Source organism: Pseudomonas sp. C321, from assembly GCF_055407105.1.
On the sequence record NZ_JBUZRB010000016.1, the window covers coordinates 1 to 23,765 of the forward strand.

Genomic DNA, 23,765 nt, shown 5'->3' on the forward strand with positions numbered 1-23,765 from the left:
CGCGAACGCCGAGGTCGCGCCCAGCAACTGGTCACCGAATACCGCTACGACTGCCAACACCGCCTGATCGCCGTCACCCAACCCGACGGCACCCAAGCCGACTACCGCTACGACCCTTTTGGTCGGCGCATAGCCAAAACCCTCAACGACCAAACCACCGAATTCTTCTGGCAAGGCGACACCCTGATCGCCGAACACAGCGCCGATCATCACCAAAGCTATATCTACGAACCCAACAGTTTTCGTCCCTTGGCAATGCTTGAAGGCTTTGGCCCGGACAACGTCAAACCTTTCCATTACCAACTCGATCACCTTGGCACCCCGCAAGAACTCACCGCCCCCAACGGCGAAATCGTCTGGTCCGCCCACTACCGCGCCTACGGTCAAATCGCTCGACTGGATGTAAATACTGTCGACAACCCGCTGCGCTTCCAGGGCCAGTACTTCGACCAAGAAAGCGGGCTGCACTACAACCGCCATCGCTACTACAATCCCGACAACGGCCGCTACCTGACGCCCGACCCGGTGAAACTGGCGGGTGGGCTGAACGGATACCAGTACGCGCCCAACCCTACGGGGTGGGTGGATCCGTTGGGGTTGAGTGCCAACTGCCCAGGAAACGAAAAAAGCAAACTCCACTGCAACAAATCTTCAGAACCGGAGGCACCGGAGGCACCGGAGGCTTCTCGCAGCGGTGCATTTAGGCAGGCTAAGTCAGACGCAAAAATACCGACAAAACAGCATCCAAACCCTGTATTTGATGCAGAAACCGGACAAATAAAACAATTCAAGTACATCAGAATGAAAGACTTGCAAAACAACGAAATTCTAGACACTAAAGGAAAACCGATTCTTACCAGAGAGTATGAGTACACTCGTGAGGACGGCTCAAAAATTGTTATTCAAGAGCATAGCGCAGGACACAAATTTGGTGCGTCTGGAGGTGTTGGCGACCAAGGTGCACACTTCAACCTGCGCCCTATCAGCAACACACGAAATGGAAAGCTTGATGGCGTAAAGAATCACTACAACTTCGAGGTGAAAAGATGAAATTTTGGAATGACTTCGATAGAAGTATTTTTTTCAACAAAGTATTCACCAGCCCTATAGCCATCGGCGAAATAACACTTTTTTCAATCGAAATCGACAATAATCGCTCACATATACATGTAGCATTTGACATATCTGAGCTTCCTGATGCACCTCCTAAAAAGTGGATAAAAGAAGGATTTAACACTTGCAGGATAGGTTTGAGCTGCGGTGGACTCAGCGATGTTCTAATCAAAAATATACCTACAAGTCAAACAATGAAAATCTCTGTACAAAAGCATGACGGCTATTTCTTGGTGCATGCTGAGTCCCCAAACTCATCATTTGAGTTTAAAACTAGACACCCCTCACTTTCCGGACCATCTGTCTACACAAACGCCCCCAGATCAGCAGATCTAATAGTTCCGCAGACAAAATTTATCGAACCTTATTGGGACGATCCAACTAACTAAAAATGAAAAACTTCCTGCTTTAGACGGAACAATCTAAAAAATAACGTGTAACCGAAACGCATCGTTAATGGAGTTTACGGTCTGGCAAGAACAATATTGGCGCCGTTGGTTCTGAAACATCTGAAATGTACGATCTGATAAAGGGGACGAATTTATTAACGTAAAATTTCAAAAAATCAAATAGATCCGCCCCATTTACTTTCGCACACTTACTTCAAGAGATAGCAAATGAAAACAGTATTTATATGTGAGGACGGCATCTATCCTTGGGATCAGGGTTGCCCTAGTGACGACAAGGATTACATAACAGTTACCTTACTTAATCACACGCTCATAGAAGTGTGGCCATCTTGGTGCAAGCTTGAGTTGTTACTCATGAAAACCTGGCCTATAGTAGTGAGTTGGGGCACTTTTGGAATAAAGCCATACAGCAAAACTCAGGAGTATCTGGCTTTAAAGAGCTTTTCAAAAAAAGCTGGCCCCGGAGATACCTTGAAGAAAAATGAAGCCACCTCCATATACTCCTACATAAAGTACATAAATACGCCCGCTACAAAAGTAGATCCATCAACGCTGGGCAGCACTCGCGGCTCAGTGCGACTGATGAAAACACCAAACAGTGAGACTACCGATCTCTGGCAAAAGCTAAGTGTTCTTGATTACATATCAACCACGGACGACTTCAGGCTGATACTGTCCGACAATGCAACTTTGTCTATTCGATTTTTCAATGGGGAGACTTACGGAGCCATCCAGTTAATATGTCACTCCAAGCATAAAAAAAACATGCTATCAAAAATCAATGAAACAGAAGCAAAAGAAATAACTAAAAGCAGTATTTACGATTACATGCATAGCCTTTGATAAAGGGAGGCGACATAGCAACCAGGACCCACCACCCTCGCCCCACAATAATCAAAAATTCCATGGTCAATTTGAGTGCGCATGGCCTCGGCATAACCATGGCGCTCATAAGTGCCGCCATCGGCGCCGCCCACGCCAATCAACTGCACTTGCAGGTGTCCGAGCTTTTTCAGCAGCTTGGCGTCGAGGTTGAAATAGCTGATAAAGGGGACTATTTTATTAACGTGAAATTTCAAAAAACCAAATAGATCCGCCTCCTTTACTTTCATTTCCCCAAGGCATTTATCTTCCCTGATCGTGCGACAGCCGAGTCGGCAATATCAAAAGTGATAGCAGACAATGAAACCAAAATAAATGCCTTTATTAAAGGAAAGAACCAAAAAATTGTCATTACTCAAAAGTCTTCACAACCTGTTGGAACTAGTTTAACACGAGGTACGAAGACAACCGCTCCAGGGCGTGAAGTTTACCTAACTCTACGTAGAGATAAGAGCATGCCAGATGGCTATAGAATTCAGACAGGCTACCTGAACCCATGAATAAAGATTATTCGCAACTACAACAACTTCTCGCTGGTTACTTCGATGAGGACTGGGTTGATGACCACGACAATGCGGATGATGTGATCTTCAGTTTTATATCCGAATGTTCAACAGACACCTTTAAAAACGCACACCATGAGCTAAAAGCGCTTTTACTCACCAATAAAACAGAGCAAGAATTACAGTATTTTTTATTCACGGAAATTGGCTGCGGTTACTATTACCCTCACGAGTGGAAAAGCGGAAAGTTATGGCTGGAGCATGTTGATGCACTTTTAGGGCAAAGGACTGAATAAGTGTATTTTTTAGCCCGCTCGTAGCGAATCGCGGGGAGACCTTGTCCAAGCAGAATTAGTCGATGCAATCAAAAAAAACGAAATCCAAGAAATAACCCAAGAGGGCGTCTACAACTATATCCACAGTTAAGCAAACGGATAAAGAGGGACCGGCATATTTACTCATGAAACAAGCTTTATATCTGGCGAAAACACCCAGGAAAACTCTGAAAAAGACTTCCCAATCTGGTGAAATACCCGCCTCACACCAATTGAACGGTTGAGCCCCGATGAAACTGATGTCCTTCGCCGATGCCGAGTACACCGGCAAACGTAAGCAGACCCATCGCGAGCGCTTCCTGATTGAGATGAAGGGATTTTACAGAGTTGATGATTGATTCAGCTGTTTTGTTCCACCGGAAAGGCTGAGCTAAAAGTTAATTGTGAGCCTCAATAAATTGACGGATAGCTGCTTTTAGTTCGGCCACGCTGGTGAAGACGCCACGATACAGCGCCTGTCTTTCCAGTTGAGCGAACCTGCCTTCCACTGCGTTCATCCACGAGGCACTTGTTGGTGTGAAGTGCAGTTTGAAACGCGGGTGTTTTTCTAGCCATGCTTGATGGCAGCCGTTTTGTGAGTCGAGTTTCTGTCCAGAATGACGTGCAGATCAAACTCTGCAGGAGTGCACGGTCGATCTGCTGCAAAAAGGCCAAAACCCATGTGTCGGCTATTACCTGGAAAACATAACCCCGTCACGCCCCATCGCCCGAACCGCTGCCAGATGAACCTGCGGCTCAGCCGTCTCTGACTCCAGCAACAACTTCGAACCCACCACCCTCGCCCCACAATAATCAAAAATCCCATGGTCAATTTGCGTGCGCATGGCATCGGCATAACCATGGCGCTCATAAGTGCCGCCATCGGCACCGCCCACGCCGATCAACTGCACGTGCAGGTGTCCGAGCTTTTTCACCAGCTTGGCGTCGAGGCTGAAATCGAAGGCCCAGCCGTTGGCAAAGACCCGGTCAATCCAGCCCTTGAGCAACGCTGGCATGGACCACCAGTAGACCGGGAACACCAGTACCAGCGCATCGGCGCGGTCGATCCGTGCTTGTTCGGCGAGGACATCGGCGGGTGGCGTTGCCTGGGTGCGGTGGACGGCGTGATCGGCCAGGGTGAAACGTGGGTCGAAGCCTTCGGCGGCCAGGTCGGCGATGTCGAACGTATCGCCGGACAGGGCCAGGCCTTCGGCCAATTGTGTGGCGAGGCTATGGGTGAGGGACTGAGGATCGTGGTGAGCAACAACGATAAGCGCGTGCATGGCGAAGACTCCGGTGCAATTTGCGAGCAGAAGGCGAACCGTATAGGCTGGACATAAGTTACCTTTGGTAAGTTACTTTTGGTATATAGGCATGTCAAGCACCGAAACGAACACCCCGCCCCCCCGCCGTCGCCTGGCGCGGGAGGATCGCCTGCGTCAGTTGCTGGACGTCGCCTGGCAGCTGGTTCGCGAAGAAGGCACCGAAGCACTGACCCTTGGTCGACTGGCAGAAATGGCAGGCGTGACCAAACCGGTGGTGTATGACCACTTCACCACGCGGTCCGGCCTGTTGGCGGCGCTGTATGAGGATTTTGACGGACGCCAGAACCAGTTGATGGCCTGTGCCCTGGAGGCCAGCGAACCGACCCTTGATGAGCGCGCGTGGGTGATCGCTTCGTCCTATGTCGACTGCGTGCTGCTCCAGGGCAGGGAAATACCGGGCGTGATCGCCGCACTGAGCAGTTCGCCGGAGCTGGAAACCCTCAAGCGCGAGTACGAGATGATTTTCATGGAGAAGTGCCGCGCCACCCTCGCCCCTTTTGCAGTGTCAGGTGCCATTTCCCAGGCGAGCCTGCGGGCAATGCTCGGCGCGGCCGAGGCGTTGTCCCATGCGGCTGCCAGCGGTGAAATCAGCCCGCTGGAGGCGCAGGAAGAACTGTTTGCCAACATCAAGGCGATGGTCAATCGCAGCGCACGCCTGGAAAATTAAGGGGGCGTTTTTTTCAGGCCTCGCCCAAACGCCCGCGCACAAAACCCTGGGCCTTGCGCGTCATTTGGTCGAAGTGCCGGTCCCGCTGTTTCTCGGCGTCGACCATTGCCCGCTTGCCGTGTTTTTGCAGCAGATAGGTGTGAATTTGCCGCACTTCCAACGAGCTGTAGACCGACGCCACATCCAACAGCCCCATCAAGCCATCGGTGCTGTAGTCGCGGGTGTTCATCAACACCTGAGTGCCGCGTACGCCCCGGACCTGAAAGCCCATGGATTCAAACGCCGGTACCTTTTCCACGGCGCAGGTCAGCTCGGCATGGGGGTAGCGAGCGAGCATGTCCTGCATCATCGCTCGCGACACGCCCTGGCGCCGATGACTGGCATGCACCGCCATATAGGCCACGCCGCATGCATCGGGGTCGCCCTTGACCGGCAGGTACAGCAAAAAGCCGATGACCTGTGCCGGGTCCTGCTCGTCCACGGCGACGATCAGTTCAACCGCAATCCCCTTCGAGCCGCCGACCGCTTCCAGGTACAGGTGCACTTCGTACCCGATCGTATATTGGTAGACGTTGTAGAGCAGATTGCTCGGCGCGATGGCAACCATGCTGATATCGGTCAGATAGTCGACCACCATCTGCAAGATCTGGCTGTTGATGTGCTCGGGGCACGGGGTTTCATAGTGGGTAAGGCTGAACATTGAATTCCTGTTTCCTGGTGTGTCGCATCAAGGCTGGGCAGAGTGTACCTGTTGCAGCAACACCTCGACGCAAAGGCTGCCGTCGACCCGCAGTGAAGGTTGGGTCAATTGCTTGAACCACGCTTCATGCCGTGGCCGGCTGCGCCCCGCAAATATGGCAGTTTCATAGCCAGCGGCCCACACCAGAAAAGCCGCATGGGTGGCGTGCATATCTCCGCCAGGCGCAATACGTGCACCATAACGCTGGGCCTCGCGCGATTGCAGGCGTTCCACTCGCAGGGGCGTCGGTGTATCGACGAACACCACAAGGTCAGCGCTCTGGATCAGTTCGTCGCCCCAGCCATCCAATGATCCGGAAACGACCCAAGGCCCATCCGCCAACGCCTGTTTGAGCAAGTTGACGCGCTCCGCCGGTGGCCGCGATTGCACATAAGGAGGGTCGGTGGGGTACCAGTAATAGTCATCCACATCGATATGAGGCAGTTGAAGAGCCGAAGCCAACGCTCGGCCCAAGGTGGTAACGCCAGCACCTGAGGCGCCTGTCAGGTAGAGGCGTTGGTTCACAGCGCACACACCTCGCGCAGGCAACCGCGCAACCAGCGATGCGCCAAATCGGCATCCAGGCGTGGGTGCCAGAGCATTGCGACACTGAACACCGGCAACTCGACCGGCAACGCAAAACTATACAGACCATCGCGCAGGCCGCTGGTGTGTCGCTCAGGTACGCTGGCGATCAGGTCAGTGCTGCGCGCCAGAGCCAGTGCGGTAGAGAAACCGGAGACGATGGTGACGATGTCTCGCGTCAGTTCGAGAGACTCAAGAGCATCGTCAATCTGCCCCCGGTCGCGCCCGCGTCGGGACACGTAGATGTGCTTGCCTGCCGCATAGCGGGCCAGCGTGATCTTGCCCTCGCTCAGCGGATGATCACTGCGCACCACGCCGATAAAACGGTCGCGAAACAACGCCTGGGTCAACACCTCGGGGCTGGCGTTACTGTCGACTACGCCGGTCTCCAGGTCGACGCTGCCGTCGCGCAAGGGCGTGCTGTCCTTGTCCGGCTTGTGCACGAAGCGCAACCGCACGCCGGGGGCTTGTTCCGCGACACGGGCGAGCAGTGCCGGGCCGAAACTTTCGACAAAGCCTTCGCTGGTGCGCAGGGTGAAGGTGCGCACCAAGTGTTTAAGGTCCAGAGTCTGGGCCGGACGCAGCACCGCCTCGGCGTCCTGCACCAACTGGCTGACCTGTTCGCGCAGCTCAAGGGCACGCGGTGTCGGCACCAGGCCGCGACCGGCGCGCACCAGCAGCGGATCGCCGGTGGTCTCACGCAAGCGCGCCAGGGCTCGGCTCATCGCCGACGGGCTCAGGCGTAAACGCTGTGCGGCACGGGCGACGCTGCCTTCGGCAAGCAACACGTCCAGGGTAACCAGCAGATTGAAATCGGGGGTCGACACGGGGCAATCCTCACAAGGCGTCAGGCGCAAGCATAGAGTGCAACTGCTGCGTCTTCCGCCATGTTAGGCGAGGGCATAACTTTCTGACAGCTGTCCGTTTGGCAGTGGTCAGAACAAGGAACCGCCCATGACATCCCTAACCCCTCGCGGCGCCCTCGCCAGCCTGTCGCTGTCCATGCTGCTGGCGTCCCTGGGCACCAGCATCGCCAATGTCGGCCTGCCAAGCCTGGCCCAGGCTTTTGATGCGTCATTGCAGGCGGTGCAATGGGTCGTCCTGGCTTACCTGCTGGCAATTACTGCGGTGATTGTCAATGTCGGCCGACTGGGTGATCGCCTAGGCCGCCGCCGTCTGTTGTTGGCGGGGCTGGCACTGTTCACCCTGGCCTGCGCACTGTGCGGTGCCGCGCCTTCTCTGGGACTGCTGATAGGCGCACGCGCTCTGCAAGGTCTCGGTGCGGCAACCATGATGGCAATGACGATGGCCCTGGTCGGCGAGACGGTACCCAAAGACCGGACCGGCCACGCCATGGGTTTACTGGGCACGATGTCTGCCATTGGCACCGCACTGGGGCCAGGTATTGGCGGCGTGTTGATCGCTGGATGGGGCTGGCAGGCGTTGTTCTTCTTCATGGTGCCGCTGGGCGTGCTGACGTTTGCCCTCACCCGCCGCTATCTGATGGTCGACTGTAATGAGCAGAGTTCGACGCGAGCCGATTTCAATTTTTTGTCAGTGTTACGCGACGCGCCGCTAAGAGCCGGGCTTTGCATGAGTACGCTGGTCTCTGCCGTCATGATGACAACTCTGGTGGCCGGGCCGTTCTACCTGACCCATGGCGTAGGGCTTGACCCGGCCTCAATGGGCTTGGTGATGGCGGTCGGGCCATGCATTGTTGCGCTAGTGGGAATACCTGCGGGCCGTCTGACCGATCGTTTTGGTGGCCATCCCATGACCCTCGCCGGCCTGGCTTGCATGCTTGGCGGCTGCCTGTTGCTGGCGCTGACGCCGCTGAACCTGGGCGTTACCGGGTATATCGGCGCCCTCGCCATCCTCACCCTCGGCTACGCCCAGTTCCTGACGGCCAACAACACCAAAGTGATGAGCGATGTGGCGACGGATCGACGCGGTGTGATCGCAGGCCTGCTAAACCTGTCGCGCAACCTTGGGCTGATCACTGGGGCTTGGGCGCTGGGCGCGGTCTTCGCCTTGGCCACCGGCGACATCACCACCGCCACACCTGAAGCGGTTGGCAGCGGCCTGCGCATTACCTTCGCCGCGGCGCTGGGGTTGATCGGCGCGGCGTTGCTGATTGCCTTGAGCCATCGCTCGGCAGCCACCCAGCTTTCAAGGTCGCCTTGACAAGAGAAAATCACAGCGGCTATTGCCTGGCAACCTGACCACTAAGGTTTTGCGTCCATGCTTGAACTCCAGCGCCCTGATTCGCTCGTCGTGCGTGTCGTCAACGCCATTCGTACCGAGATCAATTCCGGACAGCTCGCGCCCGAGTCACGCCTACCCACCGAGCAACAGTTGGCCGAACAGCTCAACGTCAGCCGCTCCGTGGTGCGCGAAGCCATTGCCCAGCTCAAGGCCGATAGCGTACTGACTGCCCGCGCGGCCTGGGCTCATTCATTTCGCAGGTGACCATTAATCGCCTCGGTGCTAGTGGTGGTGTTTGCCCTGTTTGACCAGGGCCGAAAGCACTCGGCGTTCAAGAACTGACCAAAAAACTGACCAACGGGTGCATGGATGCCCCTTCATCGCGCATCATGGGCACTTTTAAGCTCAAGGATAACGTCCATGCGCGTGCTGTCATTGATGATGGGGTTTACGACGCTGGCTGCCAGTCTGGTGTTCTGCACCCAGGCGTCGGCGAGCGAAGAAAGCCAATTGGTGGACTCGATCAACCAGTACCGCAGCCAGGTGCAACGTTGTGGCGACCAAGGTTCCCAGGAGTTGCCCCCTCTGGCCACCGATGCGCGCCTGGTGCTGCCGGTCAACAACGCCGGCGACCTGCAACAGGCGCTGGCGCGGGCGGCGTACCCGATGGTCAACGTCCAGGCCATCAGCCTGTCCGGCCCGCGGGACGCCCAATCCGCCATGAAGGCCGTTCGCGAAAGCTTCTGCCGGGTGGTGCTGGACCCGCAATTCGTCGACATCGGCGTGAGCAATAATGGCCAGGACTGGCGCATCGTGCTGGCCCGTCCGCTACTGACCAGCGGCCTGGGTAGCTCGCAGGCTGCCGGCCAGCAAGTGCTGGAGATGATCAACGCCGCCCGCAATCAGCCGCGCCAATGTGGCGGGCAAGCCTTTGCAGCGACCACACCACTGGCCTGGAACACCCAACTTGCCAGCGCCGCCGACAGCCACTCGCGCAACATGGCCAACAACAATTTCTTCGATCACCTTGACCGCGACGGTCGTACGCCGGGCGACCGAGCGGAACTGGCGGGCTATATCGGCCAGGCAATCAGCGAAAACATCGCCGCCGGCCTGGACACCCCACGCAAGGTGGTCGACGGCTGGCTCGCCAGCCCTGGCCATTGCGCCAACCTGATGAATCCGCAGTTGCGCGAATTGGGCGCTGCTTATGGACTTGATCCGAAAAGTGATGCGGGAATTTATTGGACGGGGTTGTTCGGGGTGCAGTAAATGGGTGACGGAACGCGATGGACGGCCAGGCACTCGGGTGCTGGCCAAGGCGATGCGCAAGAATTGAGCACGCTCTACGACGCCACCGCCACCTGATTGCGCCCTTGGGCCTTGGCGCGATACAGCGCTTTGTCGGCGGTGTTCATCAGGCCGTGCAGGTCATCGTCCACTGATTGTGTCGAGGCGACACCAAGGCTGGCGGTCAGGCCAAGTACCGGTTCGGTAATCAAGCCCGCGATGGCGCGGATCAGTTGCTCGGCAATGTCCCGCGCCACCTCGACAGTGGTGTCCGGCAGCAGCACCGCGAACTCCTCGCCACCCAGGCGACCATAAACATCAGCCTGGCGAAACGACGCACTGATCACCCCGCCGATCTGGCGCAACACCTGATCGCCGGCCTGGTGGCCGTAGGTATCGTTGATGGCCTTGAAGTGATCCATATCCAGCATCAACACACACAACGGCTGTTGGTTGCGTTTGCACTGGTTATACAACAGCTGGGCATGCTCGAAGAAAGCCCGGCGGTTCATCAGGCCGGTGAGTTCATCGGTCTGTGCGGCACGGGTGGAAATGTTGTGGGCCCGCTCCATTTCCCGGGTCAGGCGAAAGGCAGTCTCCAAGGCCTCGGACAATTTGCGCGTGGCGCCCACCACAAACGAAGAGAAAACCAGAACCGCCATGGCCATGCCCACTTGCATCGATGACGGTTGAAACAGTAGCCACAGGGTGCAGGGCAACAACACCAGGCCGATGGACACCAGCGACATGTAACGGTATGCCGAGTAACACGACACCGCGCTGACCGACATGCCCACGGCAAATAGCATGACCAGCGTCTGGGACAGCCGATCGTCGGTGGGCATCACCGCAAACGCGCCGGCCCCCCAGATCCCGGCGGATAGCACCAGGGTGCTCCAGTAGCGGCGCTCCCAGCGCTGGGGCGTGCGTTCACTTTTCGGGCTGCGAAAATAGGCCATGAACATCGCGACACGCAGCAGCGTCGCCCCCGCCTGCAGCGCCAGCCAGCTGACCATGACGCTGTGCTCAAACCGGTCCCAGCACAACCAACAGAGCATGGCCGCGGCCATATAACTGCCGAAAACAGCAAAAAATGATTGGCGAAACAACTGGTGCAGTCGATCAGTGCGCACCTGTTCCTCTATGGAAAAATCCTGGTCCTGCCCACGCCCAAGGCCATTCATTTGATCCGCCTGATCAGAATGCAGCGCCAAAATGGTATTGTGGCATTATGCCAGCAGACGGAACAGCAGAATCAAGCCGATCCGGGCCGGGAAAGCGCTTGCTAAAGCGTGCGGATGAAGCTTTCGCGGGTACCAGACTGGAAAGCAGCGTTATCGACACTTGCTGATTACCCCGGAAGGTTCAGATTGACCCCGCCCAAAGGCGGGATTACAAGCCTGATGACGAGCCAGGAACCGACACAATGCAGCCACAAATGACATCGCGTTTGATCCTGAGAAAGCCCACCCTTGCGGATGTCGCCAGTGTGTTCGCCATCTACGGCGACCCGGCAACGAACCAGTTCAACCCGTCCGGGCCTTTGACCGATATCCAGCAAGCCACCAACGTGCTTGAGCGCTGGCTCCACCACTGGGCCGAACATGGCTTCGGTCAGTGGGCCATCGCTACCCGTGACGCGCCAGACTGCGTTATCGGTTTCGGCGGCATTACGCTGTACGCCTATAACGAGGTTGAGCGGATCAACCTCGGCTATCGCTTCGCCGTAAGCGCCTGGGGCCTGGGCTACGCGACCGAACTGGCGAACGCGGCGCTGGCGTACGGCTTTGATGAGCTGAACCAACCGCAGGTGTATAGCGTGGTTCGCCCGGCCCACGTCGCATCGATTAGTGTCCTGGAAAAAATCGGCATGCAGCACATCGACCAACTCGACGATGTGCCAGGGCAAGCGCCCAGCCGGGTGTATCGCGCCAATCGGCCTGACTGAACAGCGTCAACCCACTCGCCCGGCCACCGCGCTCGCCACAAACCGGTTCCGCAAATTCGAGAGCTGGTAGGCGATGGCCAGCCAGATAAACCACGCTGGCATCACGCACAGCGCCAATCGTGTATCCGGCCGCAAGGCCAGTAAGCACAGCACAAACGCCAGGAACGCCAGGGAGAACCATGCCATCGGCACCCCGCCCGGCATTTTGTAAAGCGATTGTGCATGCAGGTCAGGTCTTTTTTTGCGGTAGGCAATGTAGGACGCCAGGATGGTCGACCAGGTAAAGATCACCAGGATCGCCGACACCGTCGAGACGATGGTAAAGGCGGTCATCACTTCCGGGACGATAAACAGCAGCAACACCCCCAGCAACATCAGGAAGGTGGTGAAGGCCAGGCTGATAAACGGCACGCTGTTTTTCGACAGCCGGCGGAAGATCCCCGGCGCATTGCCCAGGTCCGCCAGGCCAAACAGCATGCGGCTGGCAGAGAACACCCCACTGTTGGCGGACGATGCCGCCGAGGTCAGCACCACAAAGTTGACGATACCGGCCGCCGCCGGAAAGCCCGCGATCAGGAACAGTTCAACAAACGGACTCTTGCTCGGCGACACCTGCTGCCAGGACGTCACGGCGATGATGCAAGCCAGGGCCAGCACGTAAAACAGAATGATCCGCAGCGGTATGGAGTTGATCGCCTTGGGCAAGGTCTTTTCCGGGGAGCGGGTTTCGGCGGCCGCGGTGCCGATCAGTTCAGTACCCGCAAAGGAAAAGATCGCCATCTGGAAACCGGCGAAGAAGCCAAACAAGCCGTTGGGAAATGCCGCCTGTTTATCCAGCAGGTTTGTCAGGGATGCGGTAACGCCGGTAGGCGATACAAAAGAGCTGGCGATCAGCGCCACACTCACACCGATCAAGGTAACGACGGCAATGATCTTGATGATCGCGAACCAGAACTCCACTTCGCCGAACAGTTTGACAGTCAGTACGTTCAAGGCGAACAGCGTCAGCATCATGCCAATGGCGGGAATCCAGGCGGGCACATCGGGGAACCAGTACTGGAAAAACCCGCCCACCACCACCGCATCCCCCACCACTGCCACGCTCCAACTCAACCAATAAGACCAGCCGAGAAAGAACGCCGCGCGCGGCCCGAGGTAAGCGCCGGCAAAGTCGGCGAAGCTTTTGAAGTTCAGGTTGGATAACAGCAGCTCGCCCATGGCACGCATGACGAAGTACACGAACAGGCCGATGATCATGTAGATCAGGATGATCGAGGTGCCGGACAGGGCAATGATCTTGCCGGAGCCCATGAACAGGCCGGTGCCGATCGCCCCGCCCATGGCCATGAGTTGAATATGACGATTGCTCAAGGTGCGCTGCAACGCAGGCTTTTCGATTAGCCCAGGCGTAGTTGTTTTCATCACAAAACCTCTTGATCTTATGTTTTTGAGTTTTGGCAGAAAAATATCGGGCGATTTTTATTGTGGGTGGGGCTGGGGCTCGCAGGTCAACTTTCAGGCATGTTTGCTTTCATAGCCTCGCAGCACGTTGACTGCATTGATGCCAATCTCATCGACCATGTAGCCGCCCTCCATCACAAAGAGCGTGGGCACGCCTACGCTGGCGATAATTTCGCCCATGCCGGTGAAGTCATGACTTTCCAGGAGGAAATGGCTGATGGGGTCGTCCTTGAAGGTGTCGACGCCCAGGGAAATCACCAGCACTTCAGGCGCGAAGTTGCGCAGCTTTTGGCAGGCGTCGATCAAGGCCGTTTTGTAGGTTGGCCAGGTGGTGTTTTTCGGCAACGGGTAATTCAGGTTGAACCCCTCGCCCGCACCGGCACCGCGTTCGGTACTGAACCCGGAAAAATAGGGATAGGACACCGATGGCTCGCCATGCAGGGAGACAAACATCACGTCGCTGCGATCAAAGAAGATGTTTTGTGTGCCATTGCCATGGTGGAAATCCACGTCCAGCACCGCGACACGTTTGGCTCCTTGGGTTATCGCCTGTTGCGCCGCGATGGCCGCGTTGTTCAGGTAGCAATAGCCGCCCATGTATTCCCGCGCGGCGTGGTGGCCGGGCGGACGGCACAGGGCGAAGGCACTGTTGTGACCCTCGTCGATCAAGGCCAGGCCGGTGAGCGCGATGTCGGCGCTGGTCTTGACCGCTTCCCAGGTGGTCGCGGTAATCGGCGAGCCGGCATCCATGGCGAAGAAGCCGAGCTTGCCGTCGATAAAGTCGGGAGCCTGATCGTTGGCCAGGTCGCGAACCGGCCAGACTAGCGGCAATGCGTCATGGCTGCGGCCGATGGCCGTCCATTGCGCCCAGGCCGTTTCCAGAAAGGACACATAGCGCTCGCTGTGGGCATTGACGTAGCACGAGCGGTCGAACGTGCGCGGGACGATGATATCGCCCAGTTCTACCTGCCTGACGCGGTCACGAACGGTGTCCGCCCTGCTCGGCTGCTCGAAAGACGGCTTGAGCACGCCGTCCTTCAATTCGGTGCCATGGTGCAAACGATGGGAGTCGCTAAAAATAGTCAGCATGGGTACATATCCGCCTAATGAGATCCAGGCGTCTATTTTGTTCTGGCCGCAAGGGGCTTTCTTTGCTTTTACTTCTCGTGATGCTAGCGTAATCGGGAATATTTTCCCCAAAGACATTCAATAATGAAAAAAACAACCAAGCGTGCCGCGCTTGACGATACCGACCTTGCGATCCTCGCCCTGCTGCAGGAAGACGCCAGTATCTCCAACGCCGAACTGAGCGAGCGCCTGTCCCTGAGCCTCACTCCTTGCTGGCGACGGCGTAAACGTTTGGAAGAAGAAGGCGTGATCAAGGACTACCAGGCCAACCTGGACCGACGCAAGCTGGGCCTGGATATCATGGCCTTCGTGCATATCCGCTTTGCCACCCACACCGACCACACCCCCGAAGCCTTCGAAGCGGTGATCAAGCAACTGCCACAGGTGCAGTCGTGCCACAAGATCACTGGCGATGCCGACTATTTGTTGCAGGTGTTGGCTGAGGATCTGGACAGTTACAGTGAGTTTGTTGAAAGCGTGTTGCGGCGCCAGTTGGGGATTGCGTCGATTCAGTCGAGTTTGGCGTTGCGGGAGGTGAAGACGACGAGCCGGATTGCGATTCCAGAGCGGATCAAGCAGTGAACGGCAATGCCCAACCAGCCTGTGTTAACGCGCGCCGATGATCACTGTGAAGTCATAACCATGTCCATCGCACATCCGACCTGATCCCGCGTCAGGGCCAGGCAAGTAGCAACGAGCCTCCGTTAACGCCCCAACGCTGCTTAGATCGCCGCGATATCGATTTTTCTCATCCCCATCATGGCATCGAACCCCCGCCTGGCTGCCACTCGATCAGGATTTGGCTGCTCTTGTTACGCCTCTCAAGGTGTTGGCTGAGATTGATTAGTAAGGTAGGCGCTCAAGCGACGGCATGCTAAGCAAGTCATCTCGACCTTGAGTGCTCGCTTTGGGTCGATTGCAGCCATTGGTGACCGGCAGCAATCGGCCCAGAGTGTGTAAAAACGAAAGCCGTCAGAATCGGAATCGAATAAATCAACATTGCTGCCGCAGGTAACTAGTAGTACCCAAGCATTTGCAACGTTCTGGCAAGACTCAGGACAGGCTGTAATTTTTCATCAAGTAACGTCCACCACTCGTGCTCAACCCATTCACCAGTCTCTATCTGGTGCATGGGTGGCATCCAATCTTTATGTCGATCGAAAACATCCGGGATGGCTCGCGCTAGGGCTGATAGTTCATTTTGGGTAAATCCCTTTTTTTGAAGATCAACGGCCTTCGCCAGCGCCAGACGATAATCTTCAACGTAAGTCATCGCTGGAGTGGAACTAGCGACCCGTATCAGTTCGGGCAGTGCTGACTCTAGTTTCTTAAGCTGACTCAATCTATCCGCGTTCGTGTAACGGTATTCAGCCATTGTGATTTCCTACTATCTGTTGGCTAGCTGCACCAAGATGCACTCTTGAACCTGCGTGATCGCCTATAATTTCCTCGGAAATCATCGCAAGGATCGCCTATGAAGCGCTTTATCCAAGGTGACCATCGAGGCCAAAGTACTTTACTTCCCGAGAGCCTCGATGACTATGTCAGCGATACCAATCCAGTGCGCGTAGTCGACGTCTTCGTCGATGAACTTGACTTGGTCAATCTGGGTTTCGAAGGTGCCATCCCCGCCGATACTGGCCAGCCTGCTTAGCAACCCGCAATCCTGCTGAAGATCTACATCTATGGCTATCTCAACCGCATTCAGTCGAGCCGGCGCCTGGAACGAGAAGCCCAGCGCAACGTTGAGCTGATGTGGCTGACTGGGCGATTGATGCCTGATTTCAAGACCATCGCCAACTTCCGAAAAGACAACAGCAAGGCCATCCGAGGCGTCTGTCGTCAGTTCGTCGTGCTCTGTCAGCAGCTCGGATTGTTCGGAGAAAACCTGGTTGCCATCGACGGCAGTAAATTCAAGGCCGTCAACAATCGTGACCGTAACTTCACTAGCGCCAAACTAAAGCGGCGAATGGAAGAAATTGAATCGAGCATCAGCCGCTACCTGACCGAGCTTAATGCAGCTGATAGACAAGAACCCACAGCCTCCGAGCCCAACGCCATGCGGTTGGAAGAGAAGATCGCCAAACTGAAGACGCAAATGAAAGAGCTTCAAGCGATTGAAACTCAGCTCAACGAATCACCGGATAAACAGGTCTCTCTGACCGATCCAGACGCCCGTTCCATGATGACGCGCGGCACTGGAATCGTCGGTTACAACGTGCAGACAGCGGTCGATACCCAGCACCATTTGATCGTTGCCCATGAGGTTACCAACGTCGGTTCCGACCGCGATCAACTCAGTTCGATGGCCAAGCAGGCCCGCGAGGCTATGGCGTCAGATACGTTGTCGGTAGTGGCTGACCGAGGTTACTTCAAAAGCGAGCAAATCCTAGCTTGTCACGATGCAGGCATCACCGCCTATGTGCCCAAGCCGATGACCTCTGGAGCCAAGGCTGACGGGCGTTTCAATAATGATGCCTTCATCTATGACGCGGCAAAAAACGTATACATTTGTCCCGCTGGAGAGGCGTTGATCTGGCGCTTTTCCAGCGTTGAAAAAGGCCTGAAGTTGCACCGTTACTGGAGTTCTAATTGCCAGGGATGCGTGCTGAAATCGAAGTGCACACCGAGCAAGCAACGGCGAGTTCGGCGATGGGAGCATGAAGCCGTATTGGAGGAAATGCAGAACAGGCTGAGCAACGCGCCGGACATGATGCGAGTCCGCAAGCGTACGGTCGAGCATCCCTTCGGAACACTCAAACAATGGATGGGCGCCACGCATTTCCTGACCCGAAAGCTGGCTGGGGTAAGTGCGGAGATGAGCTTGAACGTCCTCGCCTACAACTTTAAGCGAGTCATGAAAATTCTCGGTACCAGCGGTTTAATGAAGGCGCTGTCGGCCTGAAGAGGTCTGTATTTTGGCCACCCAGCAAGGTAGAAGCGGCCCTATGGGCTCCCAGGCCCTCGTGATGATCCGCAGGACTTGTTCTGAGCAATTACTCAGCTAACAACCGTCAGCGCTGCGCGCCGACAGAGCATCAGCGCGTTTTTACACACTCTGGGCCAAAAGCAGTCACTCGCTACCGACGCTTTGCACATCCTCCTATCGAAGTAGGACGATGCACCGATGATTATCATCGGAATATCTGGCGAAATGCGCAGCGCAATCATTGTCTTTATCGACGTCCTCACCAAGGCGGACGCCGGCATCAATGCGTTCGGCAACGATGTCCGTCAACCCATAGTCCAAAGTGATATCGGCCTGGGTGGCGGGGTAAGTGATCATCAACTCCCGCAGCACCGGCCACAGGATGGTTTTGGCTGCGTGCTCCACTGAGGTGATTTGTATTGTTCCAGCGGGCTTACCGCCCAGCTCACTCAGGGCGGCTGCTTGCATCCAGTTCGTCGAGCGCAGGTGCGAGGGTCTACAAGAGCAGTTACCCTGCTTCGGCGGGCGCGACGCCGCGAGTGGTGCGATTCAGCAAGCGCATATGCTGCGCCCTTAGAGAAGCGGAATGCTGTAGCTTACTACTATCCGGTTCTGATCTTGATCACGGGCGGCTTCGCTATTGGATTTGCCGTTACGCCAGCCGAAGCCAACACCTTTGAGCGCTCCCGACTGAAGGACGTAATCCAGAGTAAAGTCTCTTTCCCATTCTTTCTGATCACTACCGGTTGCTGTCTTGATATTGTTGCCGGAAAGGTACATGACCGATGCTTTCAGACCAGGAACGCCCAGAGCAGCGAAGTCGTAGGCATACTGACCGAAAGCTGTATTCTCACCTGCGCGGGTGAAGCTTTGGATAAAGCGATCGGTATATAAGTAGACGCTCGACCCACCGGCACCCTTGTCTACAAGGCTACCCTGATTGAGTTGAGTAAAATTGCTGCCATCTGAGACGCTTTGATACCCCGCCGTAACAGCGTGCCCACCCACGGTGTAAATAAGTGCAGCACTCCAGGTGCGGTTATCGATCTCGCCATCGCCGTTTTCGGTGTGGCCACTGATTCTGTAACCAGTGGTTCCGGAGCTGTTTGCACCTGACGAGTCAGTTTTGAAGTAGCGCAGGTCGGTTTTAAGCGATTGGTTGTCCGAGAACGCAAGTGTGTGAATCAGTCCAAAAAACTGCTGGACATAGTAGTTGTCGAGATTGGCATAGTAGTACTGAACCGTCAGATCCTTGGTGACTTTCCAGTCGCCCCCGGCGAAGTCAAACTGGTTACTTTCACGCGTACCTCCCAGAGCGGCCAGCCCCGTCTGATCAGTTGAACCGCGACCTGTTGCATGTTCAATTCGCCCACCGGTCAGGGTCAGATCCTTGAACTCGCTCGAGGTGATTTGGCTGCCGTCGAAGGTTTGTGGAAGCACCCGTCCATCGTTGGCGACCAGAATCGGAAGCTTCGGAATCAAGGTGCCGTAGCGCAGTTCGGTCTTCGATATTTTGACTTTCCCGGTCAGCCCCAACCGACTCCACTCATCGACGGCGCGGTTATCACTGTCAGAGGGAATCATAGAGCTGCCGACGTGGCGTCCCTTGCCTGTGTCCAGGGTAACACCCAGCAACCCCAAGGCATCGACACCAAAACCAACGGTACCATCGGTATATCCCGACTTGACGTCCAGCATGAAACCCTGCGCCCACTCTTCGGTTTTCGATGGGGCAGCGGTGCCATCACGGTTGTCGTTATTGAAGTAGAAGTTCCTCATTCCTAACGTAGCTTTGCTATCACTTAGGAAGTCAGCAAACGCCTGGCTACTCATGGCAATGCTACCAAACATCAAAGTTGCAGATATTTTATTTACGCTCACTTATAACGCTCCGATTTTTTTATAATTGTTGAGTAACAGAAGCAACAAGGAAATCTTCCGCGCCAACGCAACACACACGAATCCCACGCAGCGTTCGCTAACGCGAATGCATCGACTTAATATGCACAACTGGAATGCCTTCTATCTTATCTACTGGTGTAATCCACTTTCTTACTCCAGATAGATCAGAAAGTATTTTTAATCCAGGCGAACGTCCCCTTGCGCCATTTAACGTTAATGCAGTTCAATACCTAAGTTGGAAACGGTCATTAAGCGCGGAGTGCAGGGCTGTGGAATGAAGGCCCATTGGGTTTTAGCCTGATTCCCTCACGAAGTCTTTTCCATGGAATGTCCGCAGGATCCGCTGTCATGGGCCCAGGCGCTTTGGCAACGAGTATTTGGTCGGCAATCGGCGCGAAATCGGCCCGGAAATGAACAGAGCTTTTGTTAACCAGTACACTCATTTTTTCTGGTTCTATACCTGCTATCCGATACAAATTCCTGTCCAGCATCTGACATTTACCAGAGCTAACAGCAACCTTCACTCCCCCGATTTTCAAGCATGCAACAGGCCCCACATCAACCTCCATGCCATTCATCATGGGGCCTGCAAAACGACAGCGGCCATCGGATAGATGCATTACTTCAAAGCGCCCCTGCAAAGGACTATCGCCCAGTGCACCCGACTGTCCCCCCAGCGCTATTTCAATGAAACCGCCTACCCCGGCTGCAATGGCGGACTGAACTGCTGCCGGGTCATAAAGCAATCCTACGGCGGCATTAGTAGCACCGTGTTTAATGAGTGCTTTAAGCATTCCTGTTGTGTTCGAATCCCCGCCTGCTCCCGGGTTGTCTTGGGTATCGGCAATGACGATTGGACGCTGAGCGGTTTCTGCTAATGTCATTGCTCGGAGCACTGCTTCGTCCGGGAGCAGGAAAGGTACTTCCCACTGATCCTCCTCCCCCACTACCTTTTTATAAAGGACAGCGACAGCAGCCTTGATCGCTTGCCTGTCTGTTCCATAACCCCAGATAACCGGCCCACACTCCTCGAAATCAGCAGCCGGAAAGCCTGGAGTAAATGACAATGAAAGACCTTCGGACTCAAGGTGTTCTAATTGGTCGTAAAGGCTTCGTGCTGGATCCATGAGCGTGCACATCCCGTTTATCGGGATCAGGAAAGGGAGTCGCAGGCTCTCGCAATGCAGTTTTCCCGAACGGAGCCGCAATTCAAGTAATTTGGCGGCTCGTGCGCCAGTATCAGCCATATCCACGTGGGGATAAGTACGAAATGCAACCATTGCATCTGCGTGGTTGAGCATCAACTCAGTAACATTAGCGTGTAAATCCAAAGATACGACTATCGGAATATCCTGGCCGACAACAGCTCGCAGCCGAGCTAGGAGCGTTCCTTCTCCGTCATCCGTATGTTCGGCAACCATCGCGCCATGCAAGTCTAGATATATACCGTCGATTGCTTCGTTTGCAGCGGCCTTTATGATTTCATCGGTAATGCGGTCGTAGGTCTCTTGAGTAACATGCGCGGATGGACTGGCTCCAGCCCAGATCACCGGGACTACTTCATAGCCCAAGCGCTCTGCTTCAATCAGAAACCCGCCTGCCGGAATATTAACATTCCGAAGCTCCAACATCTCAACGCCTCTTACCATCTGAGGAAAACCTTCACCCCTGACAAAATTCTCATATTCAGCTTTGGAGGGCGCGAACGTATTTGTTTCGTGTTGAAAACCAGCGATCAGAATTCGATATGTCATGGCTATTAAACGCCTCGTTGAAATTTTTAGACAGGCTGTGTAATGCAAGCTTTTTGCTGAACACGTTGCGGCTTGTTGGCGGCAAGTATCAATGAACCCACTATTAGAATTGCAGCCATGACCAGAAGACCTGCATCAGAGTTGCCAGTGATGGACTTGGCATAACCGATCACCGTGGGACTGAGAAACCCGCCCGTTAACCCAATGGTGTTAATAACTGCGATACCACCCGCAGCAGTGTCACCTTTGAAGTATTGCGAAGGAATTGCCCAGAACACTGTATAAGCAACCCACATCATGATCGTAGCAAGCGTCAAGAAAGTGAGTGCAAAAACAAACTCATTCTTGTAAATCACAGACCCCATTAAACAAATGGCTGCAATTAACGCCGGTACAGCGGTATGCCAACGCCGCTCAAAAAAGTAATCTGATGTACGACCAAAGATCAACATCCCTGCCATCGCACCCACATATGGAATCGCTGAGTACAGGCCGATCTGCATGACACCTTGAACGCCTGCGTCCTTCAGAATGGATGGCAGCCAAAAGCTCATTGTGTAAATTCCGCAAATCAAGCAGAAATAACCAGCCGCCATTAGATACACACGTGGGTCTTTTAACACTTGTACAAATGAATGGTGGGCTCCCTGCCCTTCACCGATATGCGCATTCAGCACTTGTTTTTCACGCGCACTCAGCCAAGGCGCGACCGAGGGTTTATCGCTAAGAACTTTCAACGCTATGAGACCTAACACTACAGCCGGTAATGCCTCCAGAAAAAACATCCACTGCCATCCAGCCAAGCCGTGGAAACCTGCGAAGGTGGTCATGATCCACGCGGACAAAGGTGCCCCAAATATGCCGCCCAGAGGCCCCGCAAGCATAACGATTGCCATCACTCTGCCTAACCGCTCACGCCCATACCAATAGGTAAGGTAAAAAATCATTCCGGGAGCGAAACCCGCCTCAAAGACTCCAAGGAGAAAACGCAGCACGTAAAATGATCTCTCGCTTTCTACGAACACCATGCATGCAGATGTAATACCCCACAAAATCATTACCCGGCTGAGCGTCTTGCGCGCTCCGATCTTGGGCAATAGCAAATTGCTAGGGGTTTCGAACAAGGCGTAGCCTATGAAAAAAATTCCGGCACCAAGTCCATAAGCAGCGTCAGATAAACTTAGATCGCTTTGCATCTGAAGCTTGGCAAATCCCACATTTACCCGATCCAGATACGCCACCACGTAACATAGGAGCAAAAAGGGTAATAACCGCCAGTCTATTTTCCGATAGATGGTCGATAGCTCGCTCGATGGATTGATGCACTTTTGCATACTGCCTCCGCTGTAGGCGTTTTTATTGTGCGATTGATATTCAGGCGGAATGGCAAGGCAAGCAACAGCAACTTTTTGATGTTATCGTTGCTCTGAGGGCAACGGTTATGCAAGGGGAGGATTTTTTGTGAGAGATCTGAATCAACGCCGAATGCGGTATTTCTATGAGGTTCTGTCCAGCGGTTCAATTCGTGGGGCAGCCGAAAACCTGAACACGGCACCTTCAGTTATTACCCGTCAAATCCAACTTCTGGAAGAGGAAGTGGAAACTGTATTGTTCGAAAGGCAAGCACGTGGCGTGGTTCCTACTGAAGCAGCCCACCTTCTCCTTGAGTTCTGGCGTGGCTGCCAGGCACAACAAGAGCATCTTGAAGACCGCTTGCGAGGATTGAAGGGGTTAAGGGAGGGTGAAGTCCGTATCGTTACCAGCGAGGGATTCATCGACTTGCTGATCGACAATGTTTTGAGGGATTTCACCGCCACCTATCCTGGTATTCGTATCAGTCTAGATGTGCTTCCGGTCAAGAGCGTTCTGGAGGAAGTAGTTCAGAGCGCTGCCCATATCGGCCTCGCGTACAATCCACCTGCGCATCCTGAAGTCACCTACCGCGCATCATCACTGCAACCTGTTCGATTGCTCATGCGATCAGATCATCCGCTTACGCATCTCAGTGAACCTCTGAAATTCGAAGAGATAATGCGTTACCCGTTAGCTGTGATGCCGCTTCAATACGGATTAGGACAGATTATTCAGCTCGTAACACATACAGAAAATCTATCCATTCGACCGGCCATGGTAACGAACTCTCTCACCGCCCTCCGACGTTATGTGATGAGCGGAGATGCGGTAACGATGATGAGCGAATTTTCCGCCTTTAACGATATGATCAGCGGAGATCTTGTTACTAGATCAATCGATCACCCACTATTCCAAAACATACATGCTCGTCTTCTAGTTAAAAAAAGAAAGCCCCAATCTGTTGGTGCAGAAGAACTTATAAAATGGATCAAAGAACGGATATTTATATTCAATAAATAAATACCGAAGATAAATTCATACAATCCGAGGACACTAACATTTTTCAAGCCCCCTCAAAGCCATCACCTTAGCAGTAAGCGTCCCGCCAACACACCTTCCGAACTCCCGCATTGGTGATGGCGTCCACGTTTTTTTAAGCGGATGCAATAGCCCTAAAGGTCAGGATTTGTAGACGCCAATGTCGAATTGGCCCATGTACCGGTAAAAAACTGCACCACCCACAAGTCGGCACAAATC

General features: G+C 54.6%; 24 protein-coding genes and 5 pseudogenes. 15 read left to right on the plus strand and 14 right to left on the minus strand.

Features of this window, described 5'->3' with window-relative positions; all coding sequences use genetic code 11:
- The 3 genes from ACZRJ6_RS25655 to ACZRJ6_RS25665 form a co-directional block, all read left to right on the plus strand.
- On the plus strand, positions 1-1,050 hold a 1,050-nt coding region (locus ACZRJ6_RS25655), incomplete at its 5' end, for an RHS repeat-associated core domain-containing protein (protein WP_463970642.1).
- Entirely contained in the window at positions 1,047-1,502 is a 456-nt protein-coding gene (locus tag ACZRJ6_RS25660) for an Imm50 family immunity protein (protein ID WP_463970641.1), read from the plus strand. The genes ACZRJ6_RS25655 and ACZRJ6_RS25660, both read left to right, overlap by 4 nt.
- Before the next feature lie 228 nt (positions 1,503-1,730).
- Entirely contained in the window at positions 1,731-2,366 is a 636-nt protein-coding gene (locus ACZRJ6_RS25665) for a hypothetical protein (protein WP_463993561.1), read from the plus strand.
- Between the two features lie 29 nt (positions 2,367-2,395).
- On the opposite strand, the pseudogene ACZRJ6_RS25670 reads toward ACZRJ6_RS25665, so the two are convergent.
- A pseudogene (locus ACZRJ6_RS25670) lies at positions 2,396-2,542 on the minus strand (flavodoxin family protein); the annotation flags it as partial.
- 108 nt (positions 2,543-2,650) lie between these two features.
- On the opposite strand from ACZRJ6_RS25670, the gene ACZRJ6_RS25675 reads away from it, so the two are divergent.
- A complete protein-coding gene (locus ACZRJ6_RS25675; protein WP_463993563.1) occupies positions 2,651-2,905 on the plus strand; it encodes an RNase A-like domain-containing protein in 255 nt (84 codons plus the stop codon).
- Positions 2,902-3,204, plus strand: a complete 303-nt coding sequence (locus ACZRJ6_RS25680) for a contact-dependent growth inhibition system immunity protein (protein ID WP_463970639.1) — start codon at positions 2,902-2,904, stop codon at positions 3,202-3,204. The genes ACZRJ6_RS25675 and ACZRJ6_RS25680 overlap by 4 nt, the downstream gene beginning before the upstream one ends.
- Positions 3,205-3,545: 341 nt before the next feature.
- Here the strand turns inward: ACZRJ6_RS25680 and ACZRJ6_RS25685 are convergent.
- Positions 3,546-3,897: pseudogene (locus ACZRJ6_RS25685) on the minus strand (transposase); the annotation flags it as partial.
- A 17-nt stretch (positions 3,898-3,914) separates the two neighbouring features.
- Positions 3,915-4,505, minus strand: coding sequence for an NAD(P)H-dependent oxidoreductase (locus ACZRJ6_RS25690; RefSeq protein WP_463970638.1), 591 nt, complete (start codon positions 4,503-4,505; stop codon positions 3,915-3,917).
- A 91-nt stretch (positions 4,506-4,596) separates the two neighbouring features.
- On the opposite strand from ACZRJ6_RS25690, the gene ACZRJ6_RS25695 reads away from it, so the two are divergent.
- Positions 4,597-5,214 carry a TetR/AcrR family transcriptional regulator gene (locus ACZRJ6_RS25695; protein WP_463970637.1) on the plus strand — a complete coding sequence of 206 codons (618 nt, stop codon included), beginning with the start codon at positions 4,597-4,599 and terminating at the stop codon, positions 5,212-5,214.
- 13 nt (positions 5,215-5,227) lie between these two features.
- Here the strand turns inward: ACZRJ6_RS25695 and ACZRJ6_RS25700 are convergent, their stop codons facing one another.
- From ACZRJ6_RS25700 to ACZRJ6_RS25710, 3 genes are read right to left on the minus strand one after another with little or no spacing between them, the layout of a single operon-like run.
- A complete protein-coding gene (locus tag ACZRJ6_RS25700; RefSeq protein WP_463970636.1) occupies positions 5,228-5,914 on the minus strand; it encodes a GNAT family N-acetyltransferase in 687 nt (228 codons plus the stop codon).
- A 27-nt stretch (positions 5,915-5,941) separates the two neighbouring features.
- Positions 5,942-6,478 carry a P-loop NTPase family protein gene (locus ACZRJ6_RS25705; protein WP_463970635.1) on the minus strand — a complete coding sequence of 179 codons (537 nt, stop codon included), beginning with the start codon at positions 6,476-6,478 and terminating at the stop codon, positions 5,942-5,944.
- Positions 6,475-7,365: a LysR family transcriptional regulator gene (locus tag ACZRJ6_RS25710; RefSeq protein WP_463970634.1), complete on the minus strand. Its 891-nt coding sequence runs from the start codon at positions 7,363-7,365 to the stop codon at positions 6,475-6,477. Before ACZRJ6_RS25710 ends, ACZRJ6_RS25705 begins: the two co-directional genes overlap by 4 nt.
- A 127-nt stretch (positions 7,366-7,492) precedes the next feature.
- On the opposite strand from ACZRJ6_RS25710, the gene ACZRJ6_RS25715 reads away from it, so the two are divergent.
- The 3 genes and pseudogenes from ACZRJ6_RS25715 to ACZRJ6_RS25725 all read left to right on the plus strand — a co-directional run bounded on the left by ACZRJ6_RS25715 (position 7,493) and on the right by ACZRJ6_RS25725 (position 10,015).
- Positions 7,493-8,722 (plus strand): MFS transporter, encoded by a 1,230-nt coding sequence (locus tag ACZRJ6_RS25715; protein ID WP_463970633.1) that lies wholly within the window; start codon positions 7,493-7,495, stop codon positions 8,720-8,722.
- A gap of 57 nt (positions 8,723-8,779) precedes the next feature.
- A pseudogene (locus ACZRJ6_RS25720) lies at positions 8,780-9,003 on the plus strand (winged helix-turn-helix domain-containing protein); the annotation flags it as partial.
- Positions 9,004-9,163: 160 nt separating this feature from the next.
- Positions 9,164-10,015, plus strand: a complete 852-nt coding sequence (locus ACZRJ6_RS25725) for a CAP domain-containing protein (protein ID WP_463970632.1) — start codon at positions 9,164-9,166, stop codon at positions 10,013-10,015.
- Positions 10,016-10,089: 74 nt separating this feature from the next.
- On the opposite strand, the gene ACZRJ6_RS25730 is transcribed toward ACZRJ6_RS25725, so the two are convergent.
- A complete protein-coding gene (locus tag ACZRJ6_RS25730; protein WP_463970631.1) occupies positions 10,090-11,217 on the minus strand; it encodes a GGDEF domain-containing protein in 1,128 nt (375 codons plus the stop codon).
- On the opposite strand from ACZRJ6_RS25730, the gene ACZRJ6_RS25735 reads away from it, so the two are divergent.
- Both ACZRJ6_RS25735 and ACZRJ6_RS25740 read left to right on the plus strand, forming a co-directional pair.
- Positions 11,131-11,322 carry a hypothetical protein gene (locus ACZRJ6_RS25735; RefSeq protein WP_463970645.1) on the plus strand — a complete coding sequence of 64 codons (192 nt, stop codon included), beginning with the start codon at positions 11,131-11,133 and terminating at the stop codon, positions 11,320-11,322. The genes ACZRJ6_RS25730 and ACZRJ6_RS25735 overlap by 87 nt on opposite strands.
- Before the next feature lie 137 nt (positions 11,323-11,459).
- On the plus strand, positions 11,460-11,981 hold the full coding sequence (locus ACZRJ6_RS25740) for a GNAT family N-acetyltransferase (protein WP_463970630.1): 522 nt from the start codon (positions 11,460-11,462) through the stop codon (positions 11,979-11,981).
- Between the two features lie 6 nt (positions 11,982-11,987).
- Here the strand turns inward: ACZRJ6_RS25740 and ACZRJ6_RS25745 are convergent, their stop codons facing one another.
- On the minus strand, positions 11,988-13,403 hold the full coding sequence (locus ACZRJ6_RS25745) for an amino acid permease (RefSeq protein WP_463970629.1): 1,416 nt from the start codon (positions 13,401-13,403) through the stop codon (positions 11,988-11,990).
- A gap of 93 nt (positions 13,404-13,496) precedes the next feature.
- Positions 13,497-14,531 carry a histone deacetylase family protein gene (locus tag ACZRJ6_RS25750; protein ID WP_350616095.1) on the minus strand — a complete coding sequence of 345 codons (1,035 nt, stop codon included), beginning with the start codon at positions 14,529-14,531 and terminating at the stop codon, positions 13,497-13,499.
- Between the two features lie 123 nt (positions 14,532-14,654).
- Between ACZRJ6_RS25750 and ACZRJ6_RS25755 the strand changes: the two genes are divergently transcribed.
- The gene (locus ACZRJ6_RS25755; RefSeq protein WP_463970628.1) at positions 14,655-15,152 is read left to right on the plus strand and encodes an Lrp/AsnC family transcriptional regulator; all 498 of its coding nucleotides are present in this window, start codon (positions 14,655-14,657) and stop codon (positions 15,150-15,152) included.
- 140 nt (positions 15,153-15,292) lie between these two features.
- Here the strand turns inward: ACZRJ6_RS25755 and ACZRJ6_RS25760 are convergent.
- Together ACZRJ6_RS25760 and ACZRJ6_RS25765 are read right to left on the minus strand one after the other, a co-directional pair.
- A pseudogene (locus ACZRJ6_RS25760) lies at positions 15,293-15,370 on the minus strand (VOC family protein); the annotation flags it as partial.
- 215 nt (positions 15,371-15,585) lie between these two features.
- Entirely contained in the window at positions 15,586-15,945 is a 360-nt protein-coding gene (locus tag ACZRJ6_RS25765; protein WP_463970627.1) for a hypothetical protein, read from the minus strand.
- Between the two features lie 99 nt (positions 15,946-16,044).
- Between ACZRJ6_RS25765 and ACZRJ6_RS25770 the strand changes: the two are divergent.
- Together ACZRJ6_RS25770 and ACZRJ6_RS25775 are read left to right on the plus strand one after the other, a co-directional pair.
- Positions 16,045-17,475, plus strand: a pseudogene (locus ACZRJ6_RS25770) (IS1182 family transposase).
- A gap of 222 nt (positions 17,476-17,697) precedes the next feature.
- Complete coding sequence (locus tag ACZRJ6_RS25775) at positions 17,698-17,907, plus strand: hypothetical protein (RefSeq protein ID WP_463970626.1); 210 nt, start codon at positions 17,698-17,700, stop codon at positions 17,905-17,907.
- A gap of 165 nt (positions 17,908-18,072) precedes the next feature.
- Here the strand turns inward: ACZRJ6_RS25775 and ACZRJ6_RS25780 are convergent, their stop codons facing one another.
- The 3 genes from ACZRJ6_RS25780 to ACZRJ6_RS25790 form a co-directional block, all read right to left on the minus strand.
- Complete coding sequence (locus ACZRJ6_RS25780) at positions 18,073-19,350, minus strand: OprD family porin (RefSeq protein WP_463970643.1); 1,278 nt, start codon at positions 19,348-19,350, stop codon at positions 18,073-18,075.
- Positions 19,351-19,649: 299 nt separating this feature from the next.
- Positions 19,650-21,155, minus strand: a complete 1,506-nt coding sequence (locus ACZRJ6_RS25785; protein WP_463993562.1) for a M81 family metallopeptidase — start codon at positions 21,153-21,155, stop codon at positions 19,650-19,652.
- A 26-nt stretch (positions 21,156-21,181) separates the two neighbouring features.
- Positions 21,182-22,489, minus strand: a complete 1,308-nt coding sequence (locus tag ACZRJ6_RS25790; RefSeq protein WP_463970586.1) for an MFS transporter — start codon at positions 22,487-22,489, stop codon at positions 21,182-21,184.
- A gap of 127 nt (positions 22,490-22,616) precedes the next feature.
- Here ACZRJ6_RS25790 and ACZRJ6_RS25795 point away from each other — a divergent pair, with 127 nt between their 5' ends.
- Complete coding sequence (locus ACZRJ6_RS25795) at positions 22,617-23,528, plus strand: LysR family transcriptional regulator (protein ID WP_463970585.1); 912 nt, start codon at positions 22,617-22,619, stop codon at positions 23,526-23,528.
- Positions 23,529-23,765 lie beyond the last annotated feature (237 nt).